The sequence below is a fragment of the Bifidobacterium simiiventris genome, assembly GCF_019331715.1.
Taxonomy (GTDB): Bacteria; Actinomycetota; Actinomycetes; order Actinomycetales; family Bifidobacteriaceae; genus Bifidobacterium; species Bifidobacterium simiiventris.
The window spans coordinates 390875-408025 of record NZ_JAHBBG010000001.1 but is presented as its reverse complement, the minus strand read 5'-3'; the positions used below and the strand labels follow the sequence as shown (position 1 = coordinate 408025).

13 protein-coding genes and 1 pseudogene are annotated in these 17151 nt (G+C 63.4%); 7 read left to right on the top strand and 7 right to left on the bottom strand.

What is annotated here, in order from left to right:
- Window positions 1-5: 5 nt before the first annotated feature.
- Entirely contained in the window at window positions 6-1298 is a 1293-nt protein-coding gene (locus KIH76_RS01705) for a substrate-binding domain-containing protein (RefSeq protein ID WP_219068951.1), read from the bottom strand.
- A gap of 216 nt (window positions 1299-1514) precedes the next feature.
- Between KIH76_RS01705 and KIH76_RS01700 the strand changes: the two genes are divergently transcribed.
- The 5 genes from KIH76_RS01700 (at window position 1515) to KIH76_RS01680 (ending at window position 7281) form a co-directional block, all read left to right on the top strand.
- The gene (locus tag KIH76_RS01700) at window positions 1515-2507 is read left to right on the top strand and encodes a LacI family DNA-binding transcriptional regulator (RefSeq protein ID WP_214374854.1); all 993 of its coding nucleotides are present in this window, start codon (window positions 1515-1517) and stop codon (window positions 2505-2507) included.
- Between the two features lie 271 nt (window positions 2508-2778).
- Window positions 2779-4128 (top strand): ABC transporter substrate-binding protein, encoded by a 1350-nt coding sequence (locus tag KIH76_RS01695; protein WP_219068949.1) that lies wholly within the window; start codon window positions 2779-2781, stop codon window positions 4126-4128.
- Window positions 4129-4296: 168 nt separating this feature from the next.
- Window positions 4297-5232, top strand: coding sequence for a carbohydrate ABC transporter permease (locus KIH76_RS01690; protein WP_219068947.1), 936 nt, complete (start codon window positions 4297-4299; stop codon window positions 5230-5232).
- Window position 5233: 1 nt separating this feature from the next.
- Window positions 5234-6136 carry a carbohydrate ABC transporter permease gene (locus KIH76_RS01685; RefSeq protein ID WP_214374851.1) on the top strand — a complete coding sequence of 301 codons (903 nt, stop codon included), beginning with the start codon at window positions 5234-5236 and terminating at the stop codon, window positions 6134-6136.
- Window positions 6137-6321: 185 nt separating this feature from the next.
- A complete protein-coding gene (locus tag KIH76_RS01680; protein ID WP_214374850.1) occupies window positions 6322-7281 on the top strand; it encodes a hypothetical protein in 960 nt (319 codons plus the stop codon).
- 39 nt (window positions 7282-7320) lie between these two features.
- Here KIH76_RS01680 and KIH76_RS11715 read toward each other — a convergent pair whose 3' ends face one another.
- The 3 genes and pseudogenes from KIH76_RS11715 to KIH76_RS01665 form a co-directional block, all read right to left on the bottom strand.
- Complete coding sequence (locus KIH76_RS11715) at window positions 7321-7527, bottom strand: hypothetical protein (protein WP_214374860.1); 207 nt, start codon at window positions 7525-7527, stop codon at window positions 7321-7323.
- 171 nt (window positions 7528-7698) lie between these two features.
- Window positions 7699-9216, bottom strand: a pseudogene (locus tag KIH76_RS01670) (Y-family DNA polymerase); the annotation flags it as partial.
- Between the two features lie 209 nt (window positions 9217-9425).
- Window positions 9426-10433, bottom strand: coding sequence for an aldo/keto reductase (locus KIH76_RS01665; protein ID WP_219068945.1), 1008 nt, complete (start codon window positions 10431-10433; stop codon window positions 9426-9428).
- Window positions 10434-10686: 253 nt separating this feature from the next.
- Between KIH76_RS01665 and KIH76_RS01660 the strand changes: the two genes are divergently transcribed.
- Together KIH76_RS01660 and KIH76_RS01655 are read left to right on the top strand one after the other, a co-directional pair.
- Window positions 10687-11133, top strand: coding sequence for a MerR family transcriptional regulator (locus KIH76_RS01660; RefSeq protein ID WP_214374848.1), 447 nt, complete (start codon window positions 10687-10689; stop codon window positions 11131-11133).
- 34 nt (window positions 11134-11167) lie between these two features.
- A complete protein-coding gene (locus tag KIH76_RS01655; protein WP_214374847.1) occupies window positions 11168-12229 on the top strand; it encodes an AEC family transporter in 1062 nt (353 codons plus the stop codon).
- 96 nt (window positions 12230-12325) lie between these two features.
- On the opposite strand, the gene KIH76_RS01650 is transcribed toward KIH76_RS01655, so the two are convergent.
- The 3 genes from KIH76_RS01650 to KIH76_RS01640 form a co-directional block, all read right to left on the bottom strand.
- Window positions 12326-13129 (bottom strand): hypothetical protein, encoded by an 804-nt coding sequence (locus tag KIH76_RS01650; protein ID WP_214374846.1) that lies wholly within the window; start codon window positions 13127-13129, stop codon window positions 12326-12328.
- 56 nt (window positions 13130-13185) lie between these two features.
- Window positions 13186-14808, bottom strand: coding sequence for an adhesin (locus KIH76_RS01645; RefSeq protein WP_236036741.1), 1623 nt, complete (start codon window positions 14806-14808; stop codon window positions 13186-13188).
- Between the two features lie 131 nt (window positions 14809-14939).
- Window positions 14940-17105 (bottom strand): 1-deoxy-D-xylulose-5-phosphate synthase, encoded by a 2166-nt coding sequence (locus tag KIH76_RS01640; protein WP_219068943.1) that lies wholly within the window; start codon window positions 17103-17105, stop codon window positions 14940-14942.
- Between the last annotated feature and the right edge of the window lie 46 nt (window positions 17106-17151).

The window sequence follows — 17151 nt, the reverse complement described above, 5'->3', positions numbered from 1 at the left end:
GGCGGCTATCTGGCAGGGGCGAGCGAGCCTCGTTCGACGAATTCGGGCGCGACCATCACGCGCCGCGCCGGCCGCTCGGGATGCAGGTACCGCGAAATGAGCAGGTCGACACTAACCCGTCCCAGCTCGCGGTGCACCGAACGCATCGCCGTCAGCGGGCGTGAGTTCGGCGTGATGTAGCCGTCCACCGAGATCATCGACAGGTCGGCCGGCATCGCCACGCCGTGCCGTTCCAGCGTCTGCGCAAGCGACATCGCCAGCCAGTCGGAATGGACGAGCATCGCCGTGGTGCCTTCGTCGATCGCCTGCTTGGCCACGGATTCGACGCCGACCGAATCGTACGGCGCGACGTTGGTGCGCACGAACGCGCTGTCCACCGTGTCCAGTCGCTTGGTCACCGACCGCCAGCAGTCTTCGATGTAGTCCGACACCGGCGTATGCGTGAGCGCGAGTCCCAGTCGGCGGTGCCCGAGCGCGACGAACCGGTCGATCACCTGCCGTACGCCGGTGCGGTAGTCGGTCATTACGATGTCCAGTCCGTCCACACCGAACGGCGGCTCGCGTTCGGCCAGCACGACCGGCACTGGAGCGTCCTTGAGCCACTGCCAGATATCCGATCCCTGCATGCGCACGCTTGGCGCGAGAATCAGCCCGATCACCGACGAATCGGACAGCAGATCCTCCACGATGGCGATCTCGTCGCCGTTGTCGTATGTGGTCGATCGCGTCTCGACGCCGAGGTCGTGAGCGGCGGCCTCCTTGTCGATGGCCTGCGACGTGACCGGCCAGTTGAAGCTTGGTTCGGGGAACATCACGCCGATCGTGCCCGACAGCGTGGGGGTCATGCCGTGCGATTGGGCGTCGGCGAACCGGGAGGCTTGCGGGGACGACAACGGTGGGATGGCCGAGGCGGACGGTTGCAACGGCAGTGATGACAGTGACGCGACCGCCGCGGACGGTCGATTTGCGCGGGAGGCTGCGGACTGGCGGACGGGCGATGGCGGGGCCGATGCGGCGTCGCCGGAGAAGTCGGCGATCTGCGTATCGTCGCCGAGCGCGGTTGCGCCGCCCCGCACGCGACGGATCAGGCCAGCGTTGGCGAGTGTGTTGAGGTCGCGGCGTACGGTGATCGGCGTCGTGTCCAGTGTTTTGGCGAGTTCGTCGACACGCACGACGATGCCGCGCGAGAGCATGCCGAGGATGATGTCCTGCCGCTCGGCCGGCAAATACTTCTTCTCGTCGGTGCCGGTTGCGCCGGCCGCCGACGTGCCTGTGGCTGTTTCGGTGAGAACGGTCATTGCCTCTTCGCTTTCCTGCTGCCGCATCGTGCCCGTGCATTCGCCGCACGTGCTTTTCGACGCGCATGTCGCACACCTTCGTCGGCGCGCGATCATGAATTACGGCATACCATATCACGATCATGTTCGATCATGATCGTTGTTGCACTTTTTTGCATTAGACTTGATTGCACATCGAGCATATGCATGATCGCAATGGAGCAAGGAGAATTCGTCATGGCACAAGGACGGGTGACGATCAACGACGTTGCGCTCGCGGCCGGCGTGTCCGTATCCACCGTGTCGCGCGCGTTGTCGCGTCCCGGCAGGGTGAACGCCGAGACGGCCAAGCGCATCCGGCTGATCGCCGACGAACTGGGATATCGCAACGAGACGGTCGAACCGTTCTCGCGCGACCAGCCGAGCGGTCTGATCGCCGCGTTCGTGGCCGATCTGAGGAACCCGCTGTTTTCTGACCTCGCGCACAGCATCCAGCACGAATGTCTGCGCAACGGCTACGGGCTGATGATCGTGGACACCGAGGAGGGCAATGTATTGGAGCGCAAGCTTGCCAGCCTCACCCTGCCGCATGCGGACGGATTCGTGTTCCTCTCCTCTCGCGTTTCGGACGCGACGATCCGCAAAGTGGCGCAGACCAAGCCCGTATTGATGGTCAACCGCACGGTGCGCGGTATTCAGTCGGTGATCGCGGACTGCACCAAGGGCATTGGCGAGGCGGTCGATCTCTTGGCCGGTCTTGGCCATCGCGAGATCACGTATCTGGCCGGCCCGGAGGCGTCTTGGAGCGAAAGCACCCGATGGCAGGCGCTGTACGCCAAATGCGCGGCGGCGCGTATCCGACTACGGCGCATCGACGGGAACGCGCCGACCGGTAAGGGCGGTGCGCTTGCGGTCGACGCGTTTCTCGCGAACCCGACCACGGCCGTGTTCGCCTACAACGATCTCATGGCGATCGGTTTCGTCAACGAGCTGCGTGACCGCGGCGTGAACGTGCCGGGGTCGGTGTCGGTGATCGGGTTCGACGGCATCGAACTCGGCTCGCTGATCTCGCCGGCGTTGACTTCGGTGGCGACGCCGTGGCGTGAGATGGGGCAGCAGGCGGCCAGACTGCTCATCGATCAGGTGCGGCATCGCAGCGTCGGTATCTCGCGGCCGGTCGTCTTGCCGACGCGTCTGCTGGTTCGTGAGACGTGCGCGCATGCGAAATGATCATGGCTCATGTGATGCCGATCGGTTGATTTGTAGCGGTACATAGGCGGTCGTCGCTACGTTGTGAACGATAACGGATAATTTGATCGTGTCAATCGTCGGTGATCGCAAACATGGAAAATTTTGGCAAACGACTATCAGGAACGATCAATCAGTGAATAATCAAAGTCAAGCGCAAGGTGCAGCAGTGATCACTACGAGGTGACCACAACGAACGCTCACCAAGCGGGTTTCGGCAATGATGTCGGAATGGAAGGAAAGGAAAAACACCATGAGGAAAGTCTCTCCGCTCTTCAAAACGGCCGCGTTCGCAGGTGCAGCGGTGATGCTGCTCGCCGGCTGCGGCTCGAGCAACAACGCCAGCGGCGGCAAGACCGAGGCGTTGGACGAGAACGCCAAGACCACGATCACGTTCGCCGGCTGGTCGCTCGACACCACCCCGGAGTTCCAGACCCTGGCCGACGGCTTCATGAAGGATCACCCGAACATCACCGTCAAGATCAAGCAGTACTCCGCCGATGACTACGACAAGCAGCTGACCTCCGACATCTCCGGCAAGAGCCAGCCCGACGTCTTCCCGATCAAGAACCTGCAGAAGTACTACACGTACGCCGCGGAATCCGGCGGTCTCGCGGATCTCTCGGACATCGCGGCTGGCTACGACGGCGACAAGAACATCGACGTCTCCCAGTACAAGCTCGAGGATGGCAAGTACTACGCGATGCCGTACCGCCAGGATTCCTGGGTACTCTTCTACAACAAGGACATGTTCGAGAAGGCCGGCGTGGACACCCCTGACGGCACCTGGACGTGGGACGACTACACCAAGGCCGCCGAGGAACTCAAGAAGAAGCTGCCCGCGGCCGGTTACGACGCCAACTCCGTCTACCCGATGTACCAGCACAACTGGCAGTCCGTGGTCCAGGGCTTCGCGGTGGCACAGACCGACGGCGCCTACGACGACTTCTTCAAGGGCGACTACAGCTACCTCAAGCCCTACTATGAGCGTGCGCTCAAGTGGCAGGACGAGGGCCTGACCATCGACTGGAACACCTCGAACTCCACCAAGGTCCAGTACCAAGCGCAGTTCGGCACCCAGAAGGCCGCCATGCTGCCGATGGGCACCTGGTTCGCCGCCACGCTCGTCAGCCAGCAGAAGTCCGGCGACGCCGACCAGTTCACGTGGGGCATGGCTCCGATCCCGCAGAACCCGGACGCCTCCACCTCTGACACCCCGGTGACCTTCGCCGATCCGACCGGCCTCGCCGTCTCCTCCAACATCTCCGGCCAGCAGCTGGCCGCCGCCAAGGAATTCGTCAAGTGGGCCTCCGGTGAGAAGGGCTCCGAGGCGCTCGCCAAGATCGGCACCACCCCGGCCTACTTCTCCGACTCCGTCGCCGACACCTACTTCGGCACTGACGGCATGGCCAACGACGATCTGTCCAAGAAGGCCTGGACCACCCACAAGACCAACCCGGAGAACCCGGTCGGCAAGGGTACCGACACCATCCAGGACGTGCTCAAGACCGCCAACTCCTCGATTATGACCAAGACCTCCAGCGTTGATGACGCACTGGCCAAGGCCACTCAGGACGTCAAGGATCAGGGCGTCGTCGAGTAAGGAACGATCCGGCTCCACCGGTCGCCACTGACCGGATGCCGATGAACGGGGGTCGGGGCTGTACCTATCAGGAAACAGTCCGGGCTCCCGTTCATCATGCCCACATCGATTCCCGTCATCAATCCATCCGCATTTTCACCGCACTATATACAAAGGAGTGTTGCAGCGATGACACAGGCTACCTCGGCTGCACAGTCACATGTCGCACCGCCCGACCACAGCAAGGCCAACAAGGCCATCGGCCGGCGCAATCTCATCAACGGCATCGGGTTCATCGCGCCGAACTTCATCGGCTTCCTCGTTCTTATTCTCATCCCGGTCATCCAGCTGTTCTACATCGGCTTCTCCAAGTGGAGCGCCTTCGGCGATCCGGTGTTCAACGGTCTGACCAACTGGTCGCGACTGTCGCGTGACTCGAACTTCCACGCGGCGTTCGTCAACACCATCGTCTATTCGATCGTCCACATCCCGCTCACCCTCGCCATCGCCTTCGCGTTGGCCGTGCTGCTCAACACCAACCTGAAGGGCCGCGCGTTCTTCCGCACCGTCGCCTTCTTCCCGTACATCACCTCGATCGTCGCCGCCGCCCAGGTGTGGAACATGCTGTTCGACGCCAAGTCCGGCGTGATCAACCAGGTCATCAAGGTCTTCACCGGCGGCTGGGCCCCCGGCTGGATGGGCGATACCAAGTGGGCCATGGTCGCGGTCATCATCGTGGCCACCTGGCGTGAGGTCGGCTACTTCATGATCCTCATCCTTGCGGGCCTGCAGACCATTCCGGGCGAACTGTACGAGGCCGCGTCCATCGACGGCGCGAACGGCTGGCAGCAGTTCTGGAAGATCACCGTGCCGTGCATGCGACCGACCCTGTTCTTCGTCATGGTCACGCTGACCATCCAGTCCTTCAAGATCCTCGACCTGACCCTCGTCATGACCGACGGCGGCCCGGGCACCGCGACCCTCATGCTCGCGCAGTACGTCTACCGCGTGGCCTTCGACCGTTCCGACTTCGGCTACTCGGGCACCGTCTCGCTCGTGCTGTTCGCACTGTGCATGGTCGTGACCCTCATCCAGTTCTGGTACAACAACAAGAAGGAGAAGTAAGATGACTGCCGCAAGCATCACCCCGGTCGCGGGAGCCAAGTCTCCTTCCGCGGACATCCCGTTCAACAAGAAGCCCGTCAGCCCGCTCAAGGTCGTCGGCACCGTCATCGGCTACGTGGCCATGATCGCCGTCGCCGCGTTCACGCTGCTGCCGTTCGTCTGGATGCTCCTCGCTTCGGTCAAGCCGAACAACGAAGTGTTCATGGTGCCGTTCAAGTGGCTGCCGAGCGTGTGGCACTTCGAGAACTACATCAACATTTGGACCAAGTCCGACATGCTGCTGTGGGTCGGCAACACCGTGTTCTTCGCGATCTGCGTGACCTTCCTGCAGGTGTTCACCGGCTCGTTCGCCGCCTACGGCTTCTCGCGCATCAAGTTCGCCGGTCGCAACACGCTGTTCCTCATCTACATCGCCACCATGGCCGTGCCGTGGCAGTCCTACATGATCCCGCAGTTCAAGATGCTCTCCTCGTGGGGTCTGGTCGACACCCGCTGGTCGATCATCCTGCTGCAGGCGTTCGGCGCGTTCGGCGTGTTCATGATGAAGCAGTTCTACGACACGATCCCCGAAGAGCTTTCCGAAGCCGCCCGACTCGACGGCCTGAGCGAATTCGGCATCTACTCGCGCATCGTGCTGCCGCTGTCCGGACCGTCCATCGCCGCCCTCGGCATCATCACGTTCACCAACACGTGGAACGACTACATGGGCCCGCTCATCTACTTGCGCGCCCAGAACCTGCAGACCATCCAGCTTGGCCTGAAGACGTTCATCAGCCAGTTCAACGCCGACTACGCGATGATCATGACCGGCTCCGTGCTCTCCATCCTGCCGATCCTGGTCGTGTTCCTCATCGGCCAGAAGCAGTTCATCGAAGGCATCGCCACCTCCGGCATGAAGGGCTGATCCCTCCTTCCGATCGGCTCTTCGGCCCTCGGCCGGCCGGCTCGGCGGCGTTATCCTCCTTGCGCCGCCGAGCCGGCCGAAACCCACACACGGTCTGCATGGTGTGCCTGTAACCATGCAGACCGTTTTTCTGTTATCCGTCGCACCGCCGGCCATCCGCCGCGCAACGCAGTAAGGTTGCAATCATGAGTTCAGAAGACCGCAGCAACAACAACGCCTCGCCCGACGCGACCAACAAGTGGTTCCAGGCCGACGCGTTCATGCATATCGTCAACTCGGTGGTGGTGATGATCCTGGCTGGCATCTGCTGCCTGATCGCCGCGCTGCCGCTCGTGATCGTCATGCTGGTGGTCAACGACCTCAACTACTGGCCGCTGTACTTCGCGGCCGCGGGGCTCTCCTCGCCGGCGGTTGCGGCGCTGTACGCGATGTTCCGCGACCATCCGGCGTTGCTCGCGCGCGGTTCGCGGGTGCGCGTCAAGCGCATGCTGGAGGCCGAGGTTGCCCGCGCCGATGGAGGTCATCCCGACGGTGAGGTGGCCGCGTTCCCGCCCGACTGGATCGCCGGGCTGTACGTGCGCCAGGATGTCGCCGTCGCCATGTTCCGCCCGTACTTCCGCGCCTATGCGCGGCTCTTCCCGCGTGCGCTCGCGGCCGGGGCGAGCTGCGCGCTCGTCGGGTTCGCGCTCGTCTACAACATCGCGCTGTTCACGCAGTTCCCGTGGGGCGTGTACGTCACGCCAGCGCTGGCCGTATGCCTCGTGTTCCTGTTCGCCGCGTTCTCGATCGCGATGGTGCTGATCGTGGAATACCCGAAGGCGAGGTATCTGTCGGTGATGCGCAATGCGGTGACGCTGTGCATCCGCCGCGCGTACATCCTGTTCATCACCGCCGTGGCGCTCGTGGCCTACGGGTACGGGCTGTTCCACTGGACGCTGCTCATGATGGTGTTCGGCACCGGCGTGCTGTGGTATCTGATCTGGGGCGCGTCGCGCTGGCAGGCGCAGCGCCTGTTCACGCAGATGGCCGCCGAGTCGGGCGACCCGCGCATCGTCGAGATGTACGAAGTCGCGCCCGCTGGCTCCGGTTCGGCCGGTTCCGGCATCTCCGGCTTCTTCTCCGGCACCACCGACTGGCGGCAATGAGCTGCTGGGCGTGCCCTATGTGGTAGACGCTAGCTGTACTTAGCTGCCCCAGTCGGTGTCGCCGGCGGTCTCGGCGGCATGGATGGCGGTTTCGCGCTCGTGCAGAGATTGCATGAGCACCTGATCATAGCCGGTGAGCGCCGCGAACGGCATGAACTGGGCGGCGCGGTTGAGACGCGTCATGGGCGGGTGCTCGGCGGAGGCATGGTGCGGCAAGTCGATGATGTCGTCGTATCGGTGGGTGATGCGTAGCGTTGACCGGGGTCGGAGTTCTGATGGAGTAGCGTCGTCATGATCGGGATGCTGGGCGAATGGGGACATGTAGTGGACCGGGATGGACTTGCCACTGGCCGGTTCACCGGATTGGTTATTGGCCTGTTGGCGGTTTTCTCGCAGCGAGGCGGCGGTGCCGCTGGCGTGGCCGCCGATCTGGTTGTTGCGATCTCGGCCGGTGGCGTCCGGTTCGAGATTCATGCCCTTGATCACGGCGTTCTTGCCGAACCGATGTTTGACGGCGAGCAGTGCCTCTTGCACGTTGCGTTCGCGACGCATATCGGTGTGTCGGACGTCCTCCCGTTCGACCTCGTCGAACAGGCTCAGCTGCTCCTCATGGCGTTCGGCCGTGTGCGATGTTGCGGCGTGTATGCCGTCCGTGGATCCGGAGTCCGGGCGCAGCCGGCCGACCGTCATGTTGAGTCGCCGCACCATCAGCGTCCGATCGATGATCCGGTCGTACAGGCGCGTCATCGCGTCGATGATCGTTGTTGTCGACGACGTATACTCGTCCAATTCCAACGAGCCGTTTGCTGGTCGCGGTACCTTCTTGCCATAGCGGTTCGTCGACACCGGCGCGGAACCTTCGAACCCCTCCTTGCCTTCGTAGCCGATGTACAGGCCGACCTGATCGGTCACCAGTCCCTTGTCGACCAGTTCCAGTGACATCGCATCCGCCATTTCGCGCAGGACCAGCCGTGCCGAATCGGCAGAATACGGCCGATGCAGCACCTGTCCGTTGCTCAGGGAATTCTCCGCGGGCCGGTATGCCTTGATATCCGCGATTTCGCAAGGTTCCCAGCCCCATGCGTGGTCGATGAGCAATTCGGCGTTCACACCGAACATACGGTACAGGAGGGCCTCGTTGTAGTAATCGTTCGCACGGCCCAGCGAGCAACGCGCCACATCGCCCATCGTGAGTAGGCCGACGGATTCGAGCCGGCGCGCATACCCGCGCCCGACGCGCCAGAAATCGGTGAGCGGGCGATGATCCCACAGCAGACGGCGGTACGAGTCCTCATCGAGTTCGGCCACGCGTACACCGTCGCGATCCGCGGGCATATGCTTGGCGACGATGTCCATCGCGATCTTGGCAAGGTACATGTTCGTGCCGATGCCGGCCGTTGCGGTGATACCGGTCGCATCGATGATGTCCTGCACGATCCGACGTGCCAGTTCGTGCGCGGTGACGCGATACAGCTTGAGATACCGCGTCGCGTCGATGAACACCTCGTCGATCGAGTAGACGTGGATGTCCTCGGCGGCCGCATAGCGCAGGTAGATGCCGTAGATGTCCCCGCTGGTCTTCAGATAGTAGGACATGCGCGGAGGAGCCGCGATGTAATCGATTTTCAGCTGCGGATCGTTCGCCAACCTCGTTGCGTCGGACGATGCGCCGGTGAACCGGTGGCCGGGTGCGTGCATCCTACGCTCCTCGTTGACCCGGTTCAGCGTCTCGACGACCTCGAACAGGCGTGCGCGCCCGCCGATGCCGTACGCCTTGAGCGAGGGGGACACCGCGAGACAGATCGTCTTCTCGGTGCGGGTGACGTCCGCCACCACCAGATTGGTGGTCAACGGATCAAGATCGCGGTCGGCGCACTCGGCTGAGGCGTAGAACGACTTCAGGTCGATGGCGAGATACGTTCGAGTGGCGGTCATGCAGACTATTGTCGAACATATGTTCGACAATGTGAGCGGTGCGTGTCGTCTGTCGCCTGGATGATATGCGCCATCTGATGTGTCCATGCCGGTGCGTATCGTCCATTGGTTAGATGAAATGCACCGGCATGGGCACCGGTAAGGGGTGTTGGCAAAGGGGTGGGCGCCGTGCCGCCGTCGTTGGCGGTCGCGGAAAACACCCTCCGTGCTCAGCCGAGCGCGATCTTGTCGATGGCTGCGAGCTCCTCATCGCTGAACGAGGTGTTCTTCAGCGCGCCGATGTTGTCGAGGATCTGCTGCGGCTTGGACGCGCCGGCGAGCACGCTGGTCACCGTGTCGTCGCGCAGCAGCCAGGCGAGGCTCATCTCCGCAAGTGTCTGACCGCGCTGGTAGGCGATCTCGTTAAGCGCCACGATCTTCGCATGCACGCTCTCGACGCGGTCCTCGTGCAGGAAGCGCGGATCGTGCGCCACGCGCGAATCGGCCGGAATGCCGTTGAGATAGCGGTCGGTGAGCAGGCCCTGCTCAAGCGGGCAGAACGTGATCAGGCCCTTGCCGAGCTTCTTGGCCGTGTCCTTCAGACCGTTGCGTTCGACCGTGCGATCGAGGATGTTGTACTTGTTTTGGTTGATGATGAACGGCACGTGCAGCTCGTCGAGGATCGCGCTGGCTTTCGCAAGACGCTCGCCGTCGTAGTTCGACAGGCCGACGTACAGCGCCTTGCCGCTGGCGACGATCTGCGCGAGCGCGCCCATCGTCTCCTCGAGCGGGGTGTCGTTATCCGGGCGGTGGTGGTAGAAGATGTCCACGTAGTCGAGGCCGAGCCGTTCGAGGCTCTGGTCGAGCGAGGAGATCAGGTACTTGCGCGAGCCGCCGAAGCCGTAAGGTCCGGACCACATCTCGTAGCCGGCCTTGGTGGAGACGATCAGTTCGTCGCGGTGCTTGGCGAAGTACTGATGGATCAGCCGGCCGGCGCTCTTCTCGGCCGCACCCGGCTCGGGGCCGTAGTTGTTGGCGAGGTCGAAGTGCGTGATGCCGTGGTCGAACGCGGTGAAGACGAGCGACTTCATCTGCTCGTACGGCGTGATGTCGCCGAAGTTGTGCCAGAAGCCGAGCGAGATCGCCGGCAGTTTCAGTCCGCTGGTGCCGCAGCGGTTGTAGCGCATCGAATCGTAGCGAGTGGCTGCGGGCGTGTAGTCGAAAGTCGGTTCGAACATATCATCCTCCCATTGATGACGGCCGCGACGGTGGTGTCGTGGCTGGTGTACGGTCGTCGGCTGCCGGACGTGCGGCTCGTATCACGGTCGCATATTGTCATACGAAACGCGTGTCCGATAGCTGTTAGTACTATCATTGCGCTTCAAGTACGCTTGAACGCAAATTGTGGCACCGAGAATCGTCTGTCGGCGTGTCGCAACGTTGCGAGTAAAGTCGTACGGGATACGCAAGACGAGCCGGGGAGACGATACGATGACCGATTGCGACGACCGTGAGGAGACCTACACGATCCGGCAGATGGCCGATCGGTTCCACATGGAACCGTCGACGCTGCGCTACTACGAGGACCAAGGACTGCTGCCGAACGTCGGCCGCACCGCGACCGGCCAGCGCGTTTACCGGCGCGAGCACGTCGACCGTCTCGGCTCGATCTGCTGTTTCAAGGACGCCGGCATGACCATCGACGAACTCAAGCGGTTCTTCACCTACGAGGCCGACGAGGCCGGGCACATCGACGAGATGATGGCCCTGCTCGAGCACCGCCGCGAGGCGATCGAGGAGCAGCGGCGCGCGCTCGACGCCGCCTATGATCACGTGCTGCGCAAGCTCGACTTCTACGGCGACGTGCGCACCAGCATCCGCGAGCACGAGCCGCGGCCGGACTGGGGCATCTACGCGCGCCGTCGGTACGTGCAGTGAGCGGTGCGCTCGTCAGGAAGAGGAAACAAGGGAAATGGGACAATTCGAAATCGTGGTCGGCCAGTTGGTCGGCTTCTTCATCATGCTCATGGTCGGCTACATCTGCGTGCGATTGCGCTTGTACGGCCAGACCGCGCTCAACGGCATGTGCTCGTTGCTGCTGAGCGTGCTCATCCCGCTGCTCGTGTTCTCGAACGCGGTGGACGGCACGACCCGCACACAGCTCATCGACAACCGCGGCGACATCGTACTCACGATCATCATGTACGCGCTGCTGATCGCCGTGTTCTTTGTCGTCGCGCATGTGTTGCGGCTGCGCGGCAATCGTTCGCATATCTTCCAATGCTCGATGATCTTCGGCAACGCCGGATTCATCGGCATCCCGATCCTGCTGTCGCTGTTCGGCAAGGAGGCCGCGCTGTTCGTGGCGCTGATGTCGTTCGTGGACCAGACGATCCTGTGGACGTACGGCGTATGGCTGTGCGATCCGGTCAAGGACGGTACGCACGGCGGTGCGGACAATGATGGGGGAGAACCGGCTACGACTGACAACGTTACCGCAACGACGGCAGCCGCAACAGCCGCAGCCGTACGCTCGGCACGACCGTCATTCGGCAGACGTGTGCTCGCCCTGCTGCGACGGTTCGTCAATCCAGCGTTCGTCGGCAACATGACCGCGCTGATCCTCATCCTCATCGGCATTCAGATCCCGCAGATCGTGCTCGCCCCGCTGCAGAGGATCGGCGCGATGGCGACCCCGATGTCGCTCATCTATCTCGGCGGCCTGTTCGCGCTCACCCGCTGGTGGACGGTGCTCACACGCTACGAACTGTACGTGGGCATGCTGGTCAAGATGGTCGCGTTCCCGCTCGGCTTCTACGCGCTGCTCAACGCGATCGCCGGCTTCCTGCCCATGCCAATCACGCACGACATGATCCTCATGATCACGCTTGTCTCCGCCCTGCCGACCATGACCACGATCGCCATGTTCACCGGACGCACCAACAACATGCCCGAATACGGCGTCGGCTTCGTGCTTGTGACCACGCTGTGCTCGCTGCTCACGCTCACCTTCGTCTCCGCGATCATTCTGTAACGACTCTGCCGGCGGCGATGGGACAGCAAGACGCGAGTAGGCCTCGCCATGCATGATGTGATGCACGGCGAGGCCCACTCGCGTCTTGACTAATGATCAGGATTCGATCGAATCGGAATCGGTACCGGTGTAGCTGCTCGAATCGTTGGACGAGCTGTTGCCGGACTGGCCGTTGGAGCTACCGGAACCGGACTGACCGGAGTTGCCGGACTGGCCGGAACCATTGGAATCGCTTGAATCGTTGCCGGGCATGCTCGGCGGTTCACCCATCTGGCCGTTGCCGGACTGACCGCCGTTCGAGTTGCCGGACTGGCCGCCCATGCCGCCGCCGGGCATCTGCATCTGCTGGCTCGAACCGTTGCCGTCATTGCCGCCGCTGACCGCGTTCACGATCGCCGCGCCGCACGCGCCGCCGATCAGGCCGCACACTAGCGACACGCCGGCCACGATCGCCCAGAACCTGGTCTTCGGATTGGTCTGGTGCGGGGCCGGGACCTGACCCTGCATCGGCTGGCCGGGCTGCCCGTACGGCTGCTGGCCGTTCGGCGCGAACGGGTTGCCGCCGTTCGGCTGGCCGGGCTGCGCATACTGCTGGCCATACTGCCCGTACGGCTGCTGGCCGTAAGCCTGCCCATACTGCTGACCGTAGGCGGTGCCGTAATCCTGCCCCTGCGCGGCGTACTGCGGCGTGGCCTGCTGGGCGTCGGCCCGATCGGTCTGATCGGCCTGCGTCTCGGCGGAAGATTCGGCGGCGGTCGTGGCCTGCACGGCCGGCTGCTGGACGCGCGTTTCCTCCTGGCTCCACTGCCAGTCGGTGCGCTTCGCCGACTCGATCGGGGTCGTGGCCTCGGTGGCGGCAGTGGTGGTGTCGGTGTTCTTGATGGTGTTCTCGTTGCTCATGATGATTCCTTTGTTGTATGAAGTGCGTGATGTGATGGTTGAGGGAATAGGGAGTGTTACGCCATCGTCCAGCTGGTGCTGGTGCCGAACTGGCTGTCGAAGTCGGAGCGGTCGATCGTCTCGGTCGCGAGTTCCGTATCGGAACTGGCATCGACGGTCGTGGAATACGAACCGGTCACGGTCACGGTGATGTCGCTGTCGCCCGACACCACGGTCTTGCCGTTCGCGACGATCGTCACCGTCTTGCCGTCCTCGTCCACGATTTTGCCGCCGGAGGCGACGTTCAGTGCGGAGATCGTCGTATCCTTGGTGACCACCCACGTCGACGTTCCGTCAACGTTCACGGTGATCGGCGCGTCGCTGGTCGAGCCGTTCGCGGCCGACGAGTTCTCGGTGATCGAAGCCGCGCCGGTCCACGTCGAGCCTTCCAGCAAGTACAGGTCGACCGACGAGATCGTGTCCGCCGTCACGTCGCCTTCCAACGTCTGGTCTCGCCCGGTGAACGTGACCGTCGCGCCGTTCGAGCCTGCCGAACCCCAGTTGTTCGCGTCGTTGCCGGACGCGTTGATCAACGTGGCCTTGCTGGTGTCAAAGTCGAGCGTCGTATTGGACAGCACCACGTCGGCCGTCGTGTTCGTGAAGTAGAACATCGAGCCGGATTCGATCGCGGACTTGAGCGTGGAGTCCTTCGCCTGGAACGTCGCGTGCTCGCCGGTGGCGGACTCGGCGTCGCCGGACGTGGACTGGTAGATGATCACGCCGTTGGCGATCGGGTCGGAGCCGGTCTTGCCGGTGTTCGTGCTTTCCAGCGTGGAGTTGCTGATGAGGATCGTGTTGTAACCCTCCATGCCGGCGATCTGGCTGCCGGACGCGGTGCCGGTCACGTTGTTGACCTGCACGTCGCCGGTCGAATAGAGCAGCGGCGAGCCGGAACCGGCCGTGCTCAGTTCGGAATCGGTGACGGACACGTTGCCGCCGCCGCGGTCGGTCGCGACGGTCGCGCTGTGGTCGCCCTGCGTGTCGGCCGTGACCTTGCCGGCGAGGATCGTGCCGGAGTAGGTCGCGTCAAGCGCTCGCGAATTGTCGGACGTGGTGCTGATCGTCGTGTCGTAGACGAGCGCGGTGCCCGAATCGGTGGCGAACACGCCGTTCGAGCCGGAACTCGACGCGGTGAGCTTGCTGCCGGAGATGACGGTTTTCGAACCGTCGCCGACGGTCAGCGAGATCGAGTTGGTGCCGTAGAAGTTGTTGTTGTCGGCGTTGTCGGAGTCGCCGGACTTGGTGAGGGTGGCGTTCTCGATGGTGAGCGTGCCGCCGTTTTGGGCGAGCGCCGCGTTCTGGTCGGCATCGGTGGCGGTGGTGGTGTCGCTGGAGGAGGTGACTTCCTTGCCGTCCGCGGTGAGTGCGGCGGTGTAGGAGCCGGAGTAGTCGTAGCTCATGGTGTCCGCGCCGCCGCCCATGCCTCCGGGCGCGTTCATGGTGATGCTGTTGGCGGAGGAGGAGTTAACGGAGCGGCGGACGGCGTAGGCGGTGCCGGCTCCCGCGGCCATGCCGCCGGCGAGTGAGACGGCCGCGGCGATGGCGATGAGTTTGGTGGTCGCGAGCGTCGGTCGTGTGGCAAGTGCTGCGCGGGTTGCGGTGCCGGTACGACGGGCTGCTGTGCGCTTGATCTTGTTCATGATCGCATCCTTTCGCTTGGATGACTCCAGTAAACGGCGCTTTCTGTGGAGTGCACTGGAGTGTCGCGAAAGGACGGCTGGCCGGTTCGCCAACAGCCTCTGGAAGTTTTCTGGACGCTTTCTGAACGTGGTTAGCGGCCAAGCATGGCGCGGATGCGGGCGGTGACGTGGGCGACGGTCAGGCCGTAGCGGTCGTTGAGTTTGGCGAGGGGGACGCGGTCGGTGAACTCCTTGGCCGCGCCGAAGTTGAGCACGCGCATGCGCGCGGTTGCGGGGGAGTCGGCGTGGTTCGCGTACCATGCGGTGATCTTCTCTCCCCAGCCGCCTTCGAGCTGGCCGTCTTCCAGCGTGACGATGAGTCGGTGATGCTCGGTCAGTGCGGTGAGTGTGGCCTCGTCGATCGTGGAGAACTGTTGCGGGTCGATCAGCGTCGCGTTGATCGGGGAATGGTTCGCGGCGTGACCGTCGGTGTCGTCGTGACCGTCGGCCAGTGCGGCGACGATCTGCCGTCCCAGCGGATACTCGTTGCCGAGCGCGAGAATCGCGACCTTGGATCCCGCGTGATCGGTGCGGTACCGTTCCCACGGATGAGCTGTTTTGTCCATGTCATTTCGACCGAGCGCAGCGAGCGGAGAAATCTTGCGAGGGGCCGTCGCGCCGACAAGATTTCTCGACTCCGCTTCGCTTCGCTCGAAATGACGGGAGTCGTGTGTCGTTTCGCTTCGCTCGAAATGACATTGTGTTGCTTCGCTTCGCTCGAAATGACGGGAAGATAGGACGACGTGATCATTGTTCGCGCGTTCGGTGGTGAGGATCGTGTCGCCGGGGACGCGGATGACGACGGGGGAGTCGTTGGCCGGGCTCGTGGACCACGCGAGCATGTCGAGGAACGACTGGCCCGAGGTCGGCGCAAGGCAGGTGAGCCCGGGGATGTTGCCGAACATCGCGATGTCGAACGCGCCGGAATGCGTGTTGTCCGCACCGGACAGGCCGCCTCCGAAGTCGAGCAGCGTGACCGGCGTGTGGTTGAGCGAGAGTTCCTGTTGCAGCTGGTCGAACGTGCGCTGGAAGAACGTGGCCGATGTGGCCAGCACCGGGCGGCCGCCGGCGCGGGCGATGCCGGACGCGAATGCGACCGCGTGTTCCTCGGTGATGCCGGTGTCGACGTAATGCTTGCCGGCGCGGGCACGGAACGCGCGCGTGATGCCGTTCGAACCGGGGGTCGCGGGGGAGATGACCACAAGTCCGGGTTCGGCGGCGAACCGGCGTTCCAGCTGGGCCATCGCGAGCTGGCCGTAATGCTTGCGTGCGCCGAGCGGACGGCCGGCGGCGCTGTCCGGGTTGATCCAATGGTTCGCCTCGCAACGGCCTTCGGTGACCGCCAGATCCTCGGCGGCCACGACGGCGTCGCCGGAATCGCTGTCATTGTCGTCATCGCCGGATGCCAGCGCGGCCGACGAATCCGTCGTATTCGTACCGTCCGCAGTCACGGAACACGTCGTCGTGGCGGCGGCATCGACTGTATCGGTACCGTCCGCAACCGGCAATCCCAGACCTTTGCGCGTATGAATATGCACGACGACCGGATGATCGGTGTCACGCACCGCAGTGAACGCATCCACGAGCGCGGCCACGTCGTTGCCGTCCTCCACGTACCGGTAGTCCAGGCCGAACGCCTTGAAGATATTGGGTTCCGCGGTGCCGCCGGACTCGCGCAGGCGCGCGAGCGGGCCGTACATGCCGCCGTAATCCTCCGCGATCGACATCTCGTTGTCGTTGAACACGATGATGAGATTGCCGCCCTGCGCGGCAGCGTTGTTCAGTCCCTCGAACGCGATGGACGAACTGAGCGAGCCGTCACCGATCACCGCGATCACGTGCTCGTGGCCGCCGGTCATATCGCGCGTCTTCGCCAGACCGCACGCGAGCGAGATCGACGTGCCGGTGTGGCCCAGCACGAACTGGTCGTGCGCGGACTCGTCCGGATTGGTGAAGCCGGTCACCTCATCATTGCGGGTCGGGTCAAGATATGCGTCAGCGCGGCCGGTGAGCATCTTATGCACATAGCTTTGATGCGACACGTCGAACACGATCTTGTCGCGCGGCGAATCGAACACGCGGTGCAGGGCGACTGTGGCCTCCACCATGCCGAGGTTCGAGCCGATATGGCCTCCGTGATGGTGGCCGTATGCGATCAGCGTGCGGCGGATCTCCGCGCACAGGGCGGGCAGTTGCGAGGCGTCAAGGGCGTGCAGGTCGGCGGGGCCGTGAATCGTATGCAACATCCCACCACTCATAACGCAGTTGCCCCTTTCTCGCTGTTCCAAATGCACCACCCTAACG